Genomic DNA, 13,907 nt, shown 5'->3' with positions numbered 1-13,907 from the left:
ACTACTACCAAGAGTCCGCGCCGGATGTGCTCCGTCCGAGCGTGACGAGCATCAAAGACCTGTTGGGCAAGCCGTTCCTTGCACCGTGGCAGGCCAAAATGGCGGCGGAGCTCGCTGTTGACTCGCTGGACTACATTGCTGAAATGGCGCGACGCGACAAGCAGGGCGCGGTCGATTACATCAAGGGGGCGGCGCGCCGGTACAGCAAAATCCGGCAGGATGTCGGCAGCGAAGCGCATGATCTATTCGAGCGCATACTCCGAGGCGAAGCCGTTGGCGCTGTGTCCCGCGATATGGCGCCGTACAAGCGGCACTTCGCTGAATTCCTCGCTGCGGCACAGCCGGAACTGGTGCGCGCTGAGGACGTGGCCTGGAGTGACACCCACGAGTACGCGGGGAGTTTCGACGCCATCTTGCGGATCCTCGTAGATGAGCGCGGCGAGCTCGATTCGCGGGGGGAGCCTGCGCTGGTGATGGCCGACTGGAAGACAGGCAAGTCCACGTATCCGGAAGTCGCGTTGCAGATGGCCGCATACGCCCACGCGGACAAGATCATTTCGCCGGATGGCAGCGAAGCGCCGATGCCGGAGTTTGACGGAGCGGTGGTCCTGCACATTACCGATGAAAAGTGGGCACTCAAGCCCGTGCGAATCGATCGCCCAGTGTTCGACTACTTCCTGCACCTCCGCGCACTGTTCGAGTGGGACCGTGAGCACAGCAAGAGCGTCATTGGTAAGTCTCTCGCTGCCTCCGGCGGTCGGCTCGTTACGGGAACGGAAAGGCGACGCTGATGGCACGCGCGATGCACTACTCAGCGAGCGAGGCTTTCCGGTCTGTCGTTGATGTGACATTCAGCGAGGGGGAGTCGGGCGTGTTCTGCGCTGGTCCGTATCTGACAAAGGCTGCGGCAAAGGCAGCCTTGAAGCGTGAGCTCCGCTATTGGGACGGTTACGCGGCAGCGGCGTCCGGCCGTATCGAGCGCACGGACACGCTGTGGGAGGTGTGCGAATGAGCGCACGCGAGTCAATTGAGAATCTGTGGGACCGCGCAACTCTAGTGGCCCCGTTGCTCGACGCCTACCGAGCCGAAGTGCTCCGCGAGGCCGCTGACGCGGTTGACGAGATGTACAAGCGGGACTACCCACTGGCGGGTGTCCCGTTCCTCGTTAAGGCTCTGACTTCGCGTCTGCGCCGCATGGCCGAACAGGAGGACGTATGAGCGCGTGGGGGGAAGTCGTTGCCGCACAACGCGACGACGAGTGGCTGAACACCTGTTTTGACGCCATGCAGGAAATCCAGCGCGAGGCACGCCGTAGGGCATTCGCTGAGGCTGCCGATATGGCCGGGAAGCAGCGCTATTCCTCGCCGCAAATGGAATCACTGGAGCGGAAGCTTCGCCACCTGTCCGACTACGCATAACACCCACTGCCCCACCCCGACGCATTGCGCGCTGGGGTGGGGCTTTAGGGACGTAGGAGGTGGCGTAATGGACGCTTGTAGGGAATACCGCTGTGTCTTGGGACACAAGATGGACTGCGGAACGGGACGGACGGCGAAAGCTGCCGAGCGGGTAGTCCGCGCATCGGAGGGGTTGAACCGGCGCCTTTCCGACAACGAGTGCACATGCGAGGCTCGAAAGGGGCAGGCTGCCAACCGGCGCGAGCGATACGCGGCAGCGATTGACGACACGTTCGTCTATTCAACGGACTTCGACGCTGAGAAGGCCGCTGACGCCGCCATGGTCATTGCTGATGAAGAGCTACAGCGGGAACGGGAAAGGCTCTTCGTGCCGCTGCATAGGGCAGAGTCTGAGAATGCCCGCCTGCGCGCCGAGCGAGACACGTTCAAGGCCCAGGTGTACCGAGAGAACGACGAATGCGCCCGGTTGCGCCTGGCTCTTTCCCGTATTCGGGGCAACATCAACAACAGCGGGTGCGGCGGTGCGCCGGAACTGATCTGGTCCATCGTTGACATTCTCAACACGGCGGGGGTGCCCAAACATGGCAAGTGACAATCGACGCGAGCGCTACGCGGCAGCGATCATGCGCGCCGTTTCGGATGACATGTCGTGGGGCCTGCCGGAGGACGCTGCCGCTGACGCTGCTATGGCTGTAGCGGACGAGGAACTGAGCGAGCTGCGAGAGGAGTACGACGAGTACTCAAAGTGGACGCAGCGGCTCGTCAGCATCCTCGCTGCCGACAGCACTGGTAGGCAGTATCTCGAAGGATTCTTGGCGGAATTGACGGAGGCACGCGATGTCGACTGACGAACGACGTGAGCGGTACGCGGCAGCCATCCGGGAAGCGAGAGGGCTAGCCGGAGTCTTTGCTGATGTGTCCCCTGAAGTGTCCGCAGCCATCGCAGTCGCGGACGAAGAGCAGCAGAGTGTGAAAAGTGAGTTGGTAGGCGCGTACGCCGGAGCTTCTGTGCTCCGACAGGAATGCGCCCGCCTGCGTGCTGAGCTGAGGTCTGCAAAGTTCGACTTGGCCCGTATCCGGGGCAATATCGACAACGGCGGCACCTCGGACAGGGCGCTGATCCGATCGATATCCCGGATCGTGGGAGAGGGGCCGACGGCATGAACGACGAACGACGCGAGCGGTACGCGGAAGCAGTGCGACACTACCCGGGCGCCACGCCGCTGACAGACGGAACCGCTAACCGCATCGCTGCCGCTGTCATGCCCGTGGCCGACGAGGAACAGCGGGACATGTACCGCCTACTGTCCGAGTCCCGTGCGCGGGAAGCTCGCATGTGCGCTGAGCGGGACGACTGGCAGAACCGCTACCAGTCGTCGGCCCGGACGTACCAGGAAATGAGCGCCGCTTTCGCTGAGTCGCGCAGGGAGCTGGAAGCCTCTCGCAGGCGTACCTCAGATACGGACCATGAAGCAACCGAGTACGCGATCGAACTTGGCGAAGCCCTCGCCACCATCGAGCGCGTACGTGCGGTACTGTGGCGGTTCCAAGAGGATGACAGCCTGTTGGACTCGCTCGTTTTTGCCCAAGCGGTTAGTGCTGCCCTGAACGGGGGCACCCATGGCGCGTGACATAGCCAACGGCGACACCGCATGGCGCGCGGTGGTGTACGTGACGCAGCTTGACGGCTCTCAGCGCCGATATGTGTTCGGTGCCTACGCGCTGAAGCTGACCGCGTGGTCGGTCCTCGACAGGAAGAGCCAAACTCTTCGACAATCCGGCGCAGCCGTAACTGGCTACATCGAGCGCGCGACGATCACATGGGAGCGAGCATGAACGACGCTGACGCGATAACCGTTGTCCTGCTGGCATTCGTCTGGCTGGTCGCGTCCGTTGGACTGGCCATGGCGTTCATCTCCAGTCGCAAGCGCCGCTAGACCAGCTCCGATACCCCCGATGGCCTCTGCGCTGTCGGGGGTTTTTCGCGTCCGGACAGCAAGAGGAAACCCGTGTGACCCCATGTGGGCAGAGAGGGACGGAGCGGCAGGAACAGCCCGCGCACGGCGAATCGATGCCGGTAAGACACGGTGACCCCGCCCGTCCCTTTCCCACCACAACGTAGGGAGAGAATATGGGACTGCGGATTTTCGACACTGACCCCGATGCCCGTCCGGCTCCGCGTAGCGGCTACGTTAAGCCGGAATATGCCTTCGTTTTTAAGGCGGGCATGATGAGGGGGAAGAAGCCCGTGGCGCTGGACACGTGGCGCGTGCTCACGGCCTCGCCTGAGACTGCGGGCGCGATTCAGCTCCTGATGGGTGGCTCTCTCGCTGAAGAGTTTGACGCGGAGAAGGAATTTCACCTTCACCAGTTCACGGCCAGTGACAGCGTGGAAATCGTCATCGACAGCGTGAACGACGTTGACGAGAAGATGATTCTCTGGGGGCCGCGCGGTCCGCTGCACGTCTGCGACGGGGAATTTCACGTGGATACTCCCGGCGAGGAGCCTGGGACTCCGTGCGGCTGCCCGCGTCTGCTGAAGGAGCGGCAGGCGAAGGCAAAGGCGGGCACGGGCCCCAGCCCGAACATCACGGTGACGTTCACGCTGGCGCATGACACCAAGCTGGGCGTTGGCAAGTACGTCAGCACCGGCTGGTCGCTGGCGAAGGAGATCCACCTCGTCAAGGACGCGCTGTCCCGTGTGAACGGCCCGGCGCTCTGCACGCTTCGCCTTGAGCTCGTTGAGTACGACAGCGACAAGCATGGCCGCGTGAGCTACCGAAAGCCCGTCATCGACGTGCAGGGCTCGATGAACGACGCAATTGCGGAGTCCCGCTGAGCGGAGCCCGCGCGCGGGTCAGTTGGAGCGAGGAATTCACGCTGACCACGGCCCAAATGCTGAGGGTGGCTCCGGATGAAACTGTCCGGCGCCCCCTCTGGGAATGGCCCCCGCGCGACAGGCCAGCGGTAATCAGCGAGAGGCGCAGGCGCGGCTTTCTGCTGGACGACGAGCCGATCGGAGACCCGGAGTACACATGAATCTGTACGCGTTCCTGGCAGTGATCGCGATCTGCGCCACCGCAATTATCTGCGTTGCCGCATGGGCCACCACCAAACCCGAAAGGCGATAGGGAGAAGGAATGCACCGCGTAGAGCCGCGCACCGTGACCGTTGAAATGTTGCGGGAAGAAGCTGACGAACTGGTTGATGCTCTCGGTGTCGCCATCCGCACCGCAGATACGAGCAACGATCAGGACATCGCACTGAGTGTCCTGATGGACGTCCTCAACAACGACCGCTGAAAGGCGAAGCCCATGGCACTGTACGAGGTTTTCCGCACCGATGCTCCGCAGGCAGGCGAGTTTGTTTCCGCCGTTGTTGTCGCTGGGGGCAGGGCGCAGGCGCGTGATGCTGTCCGCCACCTTGAGGGTGTGACCGCGAAGAACGTCACCGCTGAGCGCTACGACACCACCAGCGAGAACCACATCGTGTCCGTGTACATGGATGAGCGTGAGCGCGCTCCGCAGTACGCGACGGCCGATCAGGGTGCCGAGTACCTGATCTGACCTCTCTGCCCGATCCTGGTGCATTGCGCGCTGGGGTCGGGCGTTGAGGCAGTAGAAGCGCATTCGCGCGAAAGGGGAGAGCATGCCTGACTTGACGCCCGGCGAAAAGATGCGATGGACCGCACGGGGAAGTGTGGTAACGATCAAGGCGGGGCCGTTCGTGGATATGGACGGTCAGTTTTACGTCGCCACAGACGTAGACGGGATGGATCGCATCCCGCTGGCGAAGCACCTTTTGCCCCTGCCGGAAGACCCGCGCGTAGAGCTGGTGGCAAAGGCTATATGCGGTGACGATCACGTCCGAGGTGCGGCGTATTCGTGGGAGGAACAAGACGCGATGGTGCGGGAGCAGTACCGCAATAGCGCCCGGGCAGCCCTCAACGCTCTCGATGAAACAGCAGTCCCCGCACCTCTCGCTGTCGGCGATCGCATCCGCATTCTTGAGGACGACCACAACGACGCAGACGTACGCCGTGATGACGTGCTCATTGTGGAAAGGGTTGCTGCGCACGGCATTTTCACTGCTGACGGCTGGGTCTTCAGGCACGGCGACGAGGGCACAGGATGGGAGCGCGCATGAGTAAGCGCGGCGTGGTCACGGACTATGCGGGCAATGAGCTGTACCCCGGCGATCTGATCAGCTACTCGGCGCGCCAGGGTAACCGCGTGCGGCAATCTGACGCTGTGGTGGTCAAGGTCTCCGCCCGGCCCGCAAAGGTGGCTGGAGTCGGCACGGTGCTGGTGCCCATTCTCAAGGTCAAACCGACAGGCCAGGAATCCGGATTCACCAAGCGTCGGTCGTTGCGCGAGGAGTGGGTGCAGGCGGAGCACGTGCGCTTGATACCGACAGACTGAGCGCAAAGTACAAGAGCCCGGATGGATAGCCGTCCGGGCTCTTAGTCGTATCCAGGTGACAAATTTTGTCGCCTCAAGGAGGGGAAATGGACGTACGAATCACCGCGACGTCAGGGCCTGGGCTTGGCGACATTCGCAGACTGGGTGACGGGACTACCATCTGGCTAGCACAGGACGTTCGCCTGTCCGGCGGTTGGTCCCGTCTGGCTTCCGCGCTGGGGCATGCCATCGGGAATGGCGCCTCGGTCCGCTGGGAGTCGCGATGAAGCGCGTATGTCATGACTGCGGACGCGCCAAGGAGGAGAGCGCCTTTCTCGCTGGCAAGGCCAAGCGTCTGTCGCGCGTATGCGCCCCCTGTCGAAAGTCACGGCAGAAGCGGCACATCAAGAGTTTCTACCGAGGATTGTCGACGGATGAGCGCCACCGGATCACTCAGCGGAGAAGAGCGCAGCACTACGGCGCGGCACACCAGCCATATTCGCGCACGGAGATATTCGCTCGCTGGGGGCATCGCTGCGGATATGGGTGCAACGCTTCGGCGGAGCATCTTGACCACATCACGCCGCTTTCGCGCGGAGGTGCTGACGCGGAAGCGAACATGATTCCCGCGTGCGCTGCCTGCAATTTGTCAAAGGGCGCTCTCACGCTGGCCGAATGGGCGCTACGCGATTTCCCGCCACCGTTCTGAGGAGAGGGCATGGCCATCGACTATAAGGCGCAGCTGGTTGCGGCGGTGCGCGCGTCCCGCTGGAATATCGTCGGACCAGACACGCTAAACCGTGTGGAGACGCGCGATACCCCTGAGGGTGTGCCGGAATTCTGGTGGCCGGAACCGACGTATACCTCCACGCGCGTTCTCAAATTCCTGTTGCATGAAAGAGGTGCACCGAGCGTCTTCTACACCGAATCCGCCGCGCCGTGGACTCAGCCATTCGAGAGAAAAATTCCGTTCCGGCGAGCTCTGGAACTGCTAGCAGAATAGGGGAGAGGTGTGGATCTCGCGGAAATTCTTGACAGATTCGAGCGCGTCAGCGAGGAGAGCGACGGCGGATACCTCGCTCGTTGTCCGGCGCACGGGGACGGCGCCCCTTCGCTCCGCCTATGGGTCGGGGACGATCGCAAGGTACGTCTCACCTGTCGTGCAGGTTGCGAAACTTCCAACGTAATCGCCTCTGTCGGTCTCAGCTGGTCCGATCTGTTTGACGTGACCGGAGAGGTCACCACGGTCCCGCAGGCGCGTCCCGAACTGGTCGGCCCTGGCGCTGTCGTCTCGCTGAAATCCTGGCTGGGTGGGATGCACGCAGGGCACGCCGACTATTGCATTGACCGGTTTGGGCTGTATCCCAGCGAGGCGCGACGTCTGGGCGTAGTTGCCTACGACCGACTCAGCAGTAGCGCAGGCTGGGAGTACATCGGCTCAACCTTCGCCGCATTTTCCCGCGTCGTCGTCCCGCTGTACGGCTTCGACGGAGTACCGCGTGGGGCACAGGGGCGAGACATCAGCGGAGGATGTCCGCACCGCTGGGTGGGACTCACGAACCCGCCGGGACAGCACTGGGCGCTCTACGGCGTACTCCGCGCGGCAGACCCTGATGCCCCGTGGATCGTCACTGAGGGACCCGGAGACGGACTCACAGCGGTAGCCGCAGGCTTCAACGCGGTCATTGTTCGCGGCGCTGCGCTGGCGCGGTCTCCGGAACTTGTACGGGAGCTGGCGGAGCATCTCAACGGAAAGCGGATCATTGCTGCGGGGGACAACGACGAGGGCGGTTTGCGCTTCAATGTCTCGCTGATACAGGGGATGCGGCACCACGGCGAGACTGTCCGCGAGCTGAGAATTCCGGACCACGGGCCGAAAACCGATATCACACGCTGGCGCGAGGCTGAGCCGGACGATTTTGCAGCGACGCTCAGCGAGGCGGTGCGCGAAGCGATGGAAGGGAGGGAGGCCGTGAAGGAAAAGGCTGATGCGGTGCAAGTGCTTGCCGACGCGCGGAGGGTGTACGGAAGGAAGGGGGACGTAGCCCCCGCCTACGCGCTGGCGCAGTGGTCGGACGGAGAGATCAAATACGCTTCCGGTATCGGGTTCCATGTGTGGAACGGGAGCGCCTGGGAGCCGAGCGCGAAAAAGGTGCGAAGCAGGGTTCACACGTTCGGGGCTGCGCTGGTTGATGCCGGACGGGACGACGACGCGATCCCCTTCACCGACACACGTCTGATCAATAACCTGATCACGGAACTGTGCAGCGTAGACAGCGTGCACGCAGACGTTGATGAATTCGATGCCAATCCCGACGTGCTCAGCTTCCGAAACGGCACCGTGGACTTGCGCACGGGAGAGCTGCGCCCGCATGATCCCGCCGACATGCTGACGCACGTATTGGACATCGACTACCGCCCGGACGCCGAATGTCCGGGCTGGCTCCGCTATCTCGATGAAGTCATGCCTGGCATGCCGGAGATGCCCGCGTACCTTCAGCGGCTCGCAGGCTACGGAGTTACGGGCCACACATCGGAACAGTGTTTCGCTGTGCACTTCGGGCATGGCGCAAATGGGAAATCGATCTTCGTAGACGCACTGAACTCGATTTTCAGCGCTGTGTCGAAGACTTCGAGCTTTGCCACGTTCGAAGAGCGTGCCAGCGGTGGAATTCCGAACGATATCGCGGCGCTTCGCAATGCTCGGCTGGTTTTCGCGACCGAGGGGCGCAGCGGCAAGCCGATGGATGAGGCAACGCTGAAGTCTGTCACCGGTGGAGAGAAAATCACCGCGCGATTCCTCCGCAAGGAGTTCTTCGAGTACAAGCCTCGATTCCTGATCATGCTGAGCTCGAACTACAAGCCAAAATTTGTTGGGCAGGACGAGGGCATTTGGCGCCGCGTCAAGCTGATCCCCTGGCAGCGGTATTTCGAACCGCATGAGCGGGAAGACCGGGCGGTCATGGATCACCGATTCCAGGTCGAAGAGGCGGAGGGAATTGCCGCGTGGGTCGTGCGGGGGGCTATGGAGTGGTACCGCACCGGTCTCGCTGATCCGGAAGTGATCCGCGACGCAACATCGGAATACCGGCAGACGAGCGATGCCCTTGCTGGGTTTTTCCCCGGCCGTCTCGTTCGAGCCGATGGCGAGGTCATGAACGGAGCCGACGCCTATAACGCCTATACCGACTGGGCGGAGGCGAACAATTTGGCGCAGCGCGAGATCTGGAGCCGGATCGCTTTCTACGCCCGCATGGAGGAGCGCGGCATTGCCAAGGGGCGGAATGCGAAGGGGATCACGCTGATCGGGATCAAGGACAGCGAGGCGGAGGCTGCGCCAGCGGGGCCGGGGATTTTCGGAGGGGGCGACGCGTGAAGGTGTTCATAGTTCTTGACCGGTACGACGAAATCCTGGCCGTGTTTCGCGACGAAGATGACGCAATCCGATTCGTCAAGGAGTCCCGTGCCACCCACAGCGCGGGCGTGACGTACGGGGAATGGTCCGTGCACTGACGCGATAGCCGAATACAGCAGAAAGGGTCACTGCCTGCGGGCGATGGCCCTTTCTCATACCCGGAAGGGGAGAGATGCAGGTCTACCGACATGTAGTCGCCGGGGAACTCACGCACACACACGTACCGCAAGATGGCGCAGACCTTGACGCGTTTATGGACTGGTTCAGCCACGCGTCCTACCGGGGGCCCATTGCGCTGGACACCGAGACAACAGGACTGGATATCTACAGCCCGAACTACCGCCTGAGGACAGTCCAGTTCGGCGATCGAGACACCGCATGGGTTATTCACTGGGAGCGTGGCGGGGATTTCGTAGAGTCGGCCCATTGTGCGCTGCGCAATGGGAGACGCTTCCTGATCCACAACGCGCCGTTTGACTGGGCGGTGCTTGATCGCCACGCGGGCGTACCGTTGGAGAGCCTGGCACCGCGCACCGTGGATACGCGGATCCTCGCTGGGCTGGTGGATCCTCGGCAGCCACAGGAAGGCGGGCGCGGAACCGGTCTGAAGCCGCTCAGCGCGTGGTACGTCGACCCGGGCGCGCCGGACACGCAGGGGGACCTTACGGCGGTGTTCCGCTCGCTGGGACTGACCAAGGCCACAGGGTGGGCGGGGATTCCGCTGGACCACCCGACGTACAACCTGTACGCGGGTCTGGATGTGATCCTCACTTCGCGGCTGTATCCCGCCCTGCTCGCTGAGCTGGACATGCTGTGCGTGCGCCAACGGCTGATCGACTACGAGCACGAAATAGCCCGGATCTGCGCCGTGATGCAGCGGCGGGGAATGGTGCTGGATCTCGACTACACGCGCCAGCTCGACGCCGATCTACAGCGGGAGGCAGAGCACTACGCAGAGGTGGCCACCACCTACGCCGTGGGCAACGTCAACAGCAACGCGCAACTTGCCAGCGCCCTGCGCGCCATGGGGGAGGTCATCGGCGAGACAGCGGAGACGCGTACCAAGTCGGGCGCCCCGAAGCTCGACAAGCCCGTACTGCTGGCGCTGGCGGATCTCAATAAGGATTGGAAGCGCGTAGGGCTGCGGGAGCCGAACCCGCTTGCTGACGCCGTGATCCGCAGCAAGCGAGCGGCGAAGTGGCGGAGCGCGTACACGAGCACGTTTCTGGACGTCGCTGACAGCGAGGGGAGGGTGCACCCATTCATCAACAGCATGCAAGCACGCACAGCGCGCATGAGCATCACGCGTCCGGCGCTTCAGACCCTGCCCGGGGACGAGGCACGTATCCGGCGCTGCCTGCTGGCGGAACCAGGGCACGTGATCGGCAGTACCGACTTCCAAGCGATCGAGATGCGCGTGCTTGCCGCCCTCGCTGACGTGCGCAAGATGAAGGCTGGATTCGCCGCAGGCGAAGACATTCACATGTTCACCGCCCGGCTCATTGTCGGCGAAGAGACTACGGAAGCGCACCGAAAGCAGTTCAAGACGGTGGGCCTAGGCAAGATCTACGGGGGCGGCATCCCCACTCTGGCGCGTCAGAGCGGCGCCAGTGAGGAGGCTACCGGCAGAGCGGTCCGCGCGTACGACACTGTATACCCGGAGATCAAGCGCATGTCTCGTCGCTGGCAGCGGCAGGCACGCGAGACGGGGCTGGTGCATCTGTCCGTCACTGGCCGCAGGCTCCCGTTGGATCGTGACCGTATGTACGCGGTCGTCAACTATGCGTGCCAGTCGGCCGCGCGGGATTGTCTTGGGCAGAGCTTGATCCACATGGAAGAGGCGGGACTGCTGCCGTATCTGCGCCTGCCGATCCATGACGAGGTGGTCTACAGCGCCCCACAGGCGGAATCCATGGAAATCGCTCGCGAGATCGAGCGCTGCATGACATTCGAACTCCACGGGGTACCTATCACCGCTGATTCGAAGGTGGGCGGCCGGTCTTGGGGCTCACTCTATGGTGCAGACCACTAGGTGACAAATTTTGTCTCCTCGCTTCGTTACCGTTCCGTGTTCTGATCATGGAATCTAAGGCACGGAACGGTAACGGGTAGGGGCCGCCTTCGATTCCACAACGTCTTGCGTTGCAACCTTGCATCTGTAGGCAACCGCGCTGGCCGCCGACGTGTCTACCCGTGTAGTTCAAAGTTGGACTGCTAGACGAGGTGACAAAAATTTGTCACCTTCTTTTGAGCAACGGCGGCAGCAAAGGCCACGCAACCGCCAATGCACCCCGGATCCCGGGGGCTTGGTTCCGTGCGCCCTGCTTCTGCTGTTCCGTGATCAATCACGCCCAAATCAGGGTGTGACACAGGTCACATAGAACTGGTCCGCGCTCCGCCCCCTTCCGGGAAACCGCTGTGACCCCAACGGGTCACACCAACTCCCACGAGGGGCGGACCCGTGTTCGACGTGACCCTTGAGCAGATCCAGGCAGCGCAGGCCAACGACCTAGGCGCTATCAGCGAGATCATCGCCGCAACGGAAGACCGGATCACCTACCTCGCCAGGCAAGCGGCCTCTACAAACGGGCACTTGGATCACGCACTGGCTGAGGACTACGCACAGGACGGGCGGATGGCGATGTGGCAGGCCATCGGCTCCTACAGCGGAGAGGCAGCCGTAGGTCAGTTCATCGCGTACCTCGATCGCTCGCTGAAGGCTGAAATCCTCACGCGTCGGCGGGACTTCAAGAACGAGGGCGTACACCACATGACTGCCTGGCGGTTCGCCTGTGCCGTACGGGAGGCGGGCGGACAGCTAGACGAAGCCGAGCGCATCGCCGGGAAGTTCCAGCTCTCCCCAGAGGCAGCCCGCGCGGCTCGGATGGCGTACGGCGGGCCCGTCCGGTTTGAGGAGTCGAAGGGGGAGGTTCCGACAGAGGATGAGCAGCGCGAGGCAGACAAGGAGCGCAGCCGGAGGACTGGGCAGCGAGTACGCGGCACGCTGGCGATGCTCGGCGAGCAGCAGCGCATAGTCCTCTCGGCGTTGACGGGCGTTGGGGACATCCGCGAGTACGGCGCCGAGCACGATGACGAGCTGTCAGAGGATCACGGCATACCGCGCCAGCGCGTCAAGGTCATACGCAGCAAGGGCAAGAAGCGCTTCGCAGAGCTGTACGAGATGGCCTACGGGCCGATGGGGGAGTGACGATGCGCTACCACACGCACGACGGCGGGACGGTCGAAGCCGAACGCCGGGGCTACCTGGTGGACTTGCACGTCCGGGATGCAGCAGGACGGACAATCGCCACGGTGGAGATGGGCACTGAGGAGGCGTCGGCTTTGCTGCGGGACCTGGACGCCATGGCCCTTGAGGCGCACGCGCGGGAGTGGCAGTACGACATCGGCTACCGAGACGGCGTGCGCGACACCAAGGAGGCGCGACGTCGTGGCACAGCTTGAGGCGGACAGCGAGGGCATCGACGCGGCGGACGACATGGCCTTTCGCGCTGATGCGTACCGGGCGGCGTGCAAGTTGCTCAGTCAGTGGGAGGACTGGCGCTGAGGCGTTGAACCGCACGACGCGCTGATGCTGGCGAAGTTCCTGACAGGGGGTGAGGCATGAGGCGTCGTAAGCGTCGGTCTCCGCTTGGGCGGTTGATCGACTTCATCATGGATTGTCTCTGCGACTGGTAGGGGGCGGCATGGGATACCTGGAAGGCGTACAGTCCGGCGACTGCACGCATGATCAGCGGACAGAAGAGCGCACCGAGCCGGATGGCAGTAAGCGCACAGTCGTCTACTGCATCCATTGTGGAATGGAGTGGTGATGGGCCGTCAGATTCAGAAGAAGCGTACGGAGACGAAGCCACCGCAGGATCCGCCGGACACGCGGACCCCCAGCGGGAAGCCGATGAAGTACTGAGGCGACAAATTTTGTCTCCTTGCTTGCGCTGGCGGTGGGTTACTGCTGTACTGGTCTTCCGCAGCGAGAAGGGAAATCAAATGCGAATCTCGGTCTACGGCGTGAAGCTCTCCACCGACAAGGTTCTCCAGGTCCGAGCCACCAGCGAGCGCGCGGCACGCGACAAGGTTGAGGCCAAGATCGCAGAGAGCGGCAAGTCGATCAAGATCGAGAGCGTTTGGAAGATCCGTTGATCCACGTCGATTTGATCTCCCCCGAGTCGGGATTGATCGTCTCGGGGGACCGATCGGCCCGCATTGGTAAAGAAGACGGGCAGTGGTGGATCGAGGACCATGACAGCGAGAAGCGCGTAGGGCTCGCGAAGACCCCCAGAGGCGCCGGTAGGCTCTTCGCACGGCACATCGGGGTCACGGGGTCGGTTGAGGTCCGCAAGGAATACTGAGCGCCGCAAGGGGCGGCAAGGAGAGGGGACGGTAATGGACATCAGCCTGCCGGAAGTGTGGGAATCCGGGGAGCTTGGCGCACGCTGGTCCCGCTGGATCAATGGTGCGCACTACACGTTTCAAAAGCAGGAAGCGTACTCCGTTGGCGGGTTCGTGTTCCGCGAAGCAAGCCTGACAGCCTCCCGATACAGCCCGGATAGCGGGGAGTGGGAGAAAGTGCATTGCTGGACTGGCAAGTGAGAACAGCCCTCGGCCGGTTAAGCCGTACGAGCGTCATAGCTCACCGGGGGCACGTACAGCAAGGAG

The 13,907-nt window shown here is 62.9% G+C and carries 21 protein-coding genes; all 21 read left to right on the top strand.

Annotated features, from left to right (window positions below; translation table 11 throughout):
* The first annotated feature begins 41 nt into the window (after positions 1-41).
* On the top strand, positions 42-791 hold the full coding sequence (locus ACQEU8_RS02420; protein WP_433096262.1) for a hypothetical protein: 750 nt from the start codon (positions 42-44) through the stop codon (positions 789-791).
* Positions 792-1,008: 217 nt separating this feature from the next.
* Positions 1,009-1,218, top strand: coding sequence for a hypothetical protein (locus ACQEU8_RS02415; RefSeq protein ID WP_433096260.1), 210 nt, complete (start codon positions 1,009-1,011; stop codon positions 1,216-1,218).
* Complete coding sequence (locus tag ACQEU8_RS02410) at positions 1,215-1,418, top strand: hypothetical protein (protein ID WP_433096258.1); 204 nt, start codon at positions 1,215-1,217, stop codon at positions 1,416-1,418. Before ACQEU8_RS02415 ends, ACQEU8_RS02410 begins: the two co-directional genes overlap by 4 nt.
* A 97-nt stretch (positions 1,419-1,515) precedes the next feature.
* A complete protein-coding gene (locus ACQEU8_RS02405; protein ID WP_433096257.1) occupies positions 1,516-2,010 on the top strand; it encodes a hypothetical protein in 495 nt (164 codons plus the stop codon).
* Positions 2,000-2,266, top strand: a complete 267-nt coding sequence (locus ACQEU8_RS02400) for a hypothetical protein (RefSeq protein WP_433096255.1) — start codon at positions 2,000-2,002, stop codon at positions 2,264-2,266. The genes ACQEU8_RS02405 and ACQEU8_RS02400 overlap by 11 nt, the downstream gene beginning before the upstream one ends.
* Positions 2,256-2,582: a hypothetical protein gene (locus ACQEU8_RS02395; protein ID WP_433096253.1), complete on the top strand. Its 327-nt coding sequence runs from the start codon at positions 2,256-2,258 to the stop codon at positions 2,580-2,582. The genes ACQEU8_RS02400 and ACQEU8_RS02395 overlap by 11 nt, the downstream gene beginning before the upstream one ends.
* Positions 2,579-3,049 carry a hypothetical protein gene (locus ACQEU8_RS02390; RefSeq protein ID WP_433096251.1) on the top strand — a complete coding sequence of 157 codons (471 nt, stop codon included), beginning with the start codon at positions 2,579-2,581 and terminating at the stop codon, positions 3,047-3,049. The genes ACQEU8_RS02395 and ACQEU8_RS02390 overlap by 4 nt, the downstream gene beginning before the upstream one ends.
* Entirely contained in the window at positions 3,039-3,254 is a 216-nt protein-coding gene (locus ACQEU8_RS02385; RefSeq protein ID WP_433096249.1) for a hypothetical protein, read from the top strand. Before ACQEU8_RS02390 ends, ACQEU8_RS02385 begins: the two co-directional genes overlap by 11 nt.
* Positions 3,255-3,549: 295 nt before the next feature.
* On the top strand, positions 3,550-4,257 hold the full coding sequence (locus ACQEU8_RS02380) for a hypothetical protein (RefSeq protein WP_433096247.1): 708 nt from the start codon (positions 3,550-3,552) through the stop codon (positions 4,255-4,257).
* Positions 4,258-4,558: 301 nt separating this feature from the next.
* Positions 4,559-4,720 (top strand): hypothetical protein, encoded by a 162-nt coding sequence (locus tag ACQEU8_RS02375; protein ID WP_433096245.1) that lies wholly within the window; start codon positions 4,559-4,561, stop codon positions 4,718-4,720.
* Between the two features lie 12 nt (positions 4,721-4,732).
* Positions 4,733-4,984, top strand: coding sequence for a hypothetical protein (locus ACQEU8_RS02370; protein WP_433096242.1), 252 nt, complete (start codon positions 4,733-4,735; stop codon positions 4,982-4,984).
* An 82-nt stretch (positions 4,985-5,066) separates the two neighbouring features.
* Positions 5,067-5,564 (top strand): hypothetical protein, encoded by a 498-nt coding sequence (locus tag ACQEU8_RS02365; RefSeq protein ID WP_433096240.1) that lies wholly within the window; start codon positions 5,067-5,069, stop codon positions 5,562-5,564.
* Positions 5,561-5,839, top strand: a complete 279-nt coding sequence (locus ACQEU8_RS02360; protein WP_433096238.1) for a hypothetical protein — start codon at positions 5,561-5,563, stop codon at positions 5,837-5,839. Before ACQEU8_RS02365 ends, ACQEU8_RS02360 begins: the two co-directional genes overlap by 4 nt.
* Before the next feature lie 262 nt (positions 5,840-6,101).
* Positions 6,102-6,527 carry an HNH endonuclease gene (locus tag ACQEU8_RS02355; protein WP_433096236.1) on the top strand — a complete coding sequence of 142 codons (426 nt, stop codon included), beginning with the start codon at positions 6,102-6,104 and terminating at the stop codon, positions 6,525-6,527.
* A 9-nt stretch (positions 6,528-6,536) separates the two neighbouring features.
* Complete coding sequence (locus ACQEU8_RS02350; RefSeq protein ID WP_433096234.1) at positions 6,537-6,821, top strand: hypothetical protein; 285 nt, start codon at positions 6,537-6,539, stop codon at positions 6,819-6,821.
* Between the two features lie 9 nt (positions 6,822-6,830).
* Positions 6,831-9,194 (top strand): phage/plasmid primase, P4 family, encoded by a 2,364-nt coding sequence (locus tag ACQEU8_RS02345; RefSeq protein WP_433096232.1) that lies wholly within the window; start codon positions 6,831-6,833, stop codon positions 9,192-9,194.
* 211 nt (positions 9,195-9,405) lie between these two features.
* Positions 9,406-11,265, top strand: a complete 1,860-nt coding sequence (locus ACQEU8_RS02340) for a DNA polymerase (protein WP_433096230.1) — start codon at positions 9,406-9,408, stop codon at positions 11,263-11,265.
* Between the two features lie 429 nt (positions 11,266-11,694).
* Entirely contained in the window at positions 11,695-12,441 is a 747-nt protein-coding gene (locus ACQEU8_RS02335; RefSeq protein WP_433096228.1) for a hypothetical protein, read from the top strand.
* Between the two features lie 2 nt (positions 12,442-12,443).
* Complete coding sequence (locus ACQEU8_RS02330; protein WP_433096226.1) at positions 12,444-12,695, top strand: hypothetical protein; 252 nt, start codon at positions 12,444-12,446, stop codon at positions 12,693-12,695.
* A gap of 543 nt (positions 12,696-13,238) precedes the next feature.
* Positions 13,239-13,391, top strand: a complete 153-nt coding sequence (locus tag ACQEU8_RS02325) for a hypothetical protein (RefSeq protein WP_433096224.1) — start codon at positions 13,239-13,241, stop codon at positions 13,389-13,391.
* Positions 13,392-13,634: 243 nt separating this feature from the next.
* Positions 13,635-13,841: a hypothetical protein gene (locus tag ACQEU8_RS02320; protein WP_433096222.1), complete on the top strand. Its 207-nt coding sequence runs from the start codon at positions 13,635-13,637 to the stop codon at positions 13,839-13,841.
* The last annotated feature ends 66 nt before the right edge of the window (positions 13,842-13,907 follow it).

The sequence above is a fragment of the Streptomyces sp. CA-250714 genome, assembly GCF_050936705.1.
Classification (GTDB): Bacteria; Actinomycetota; Actinomycetes; order Streptomycetales; family Streptomycetaceae; genus Streptomyces.
The sequence above is the reverse complement of the archived record's forward strand: the minus strand, read 5'-3'. Positions and strand labels throughout refer to the sequence as shown.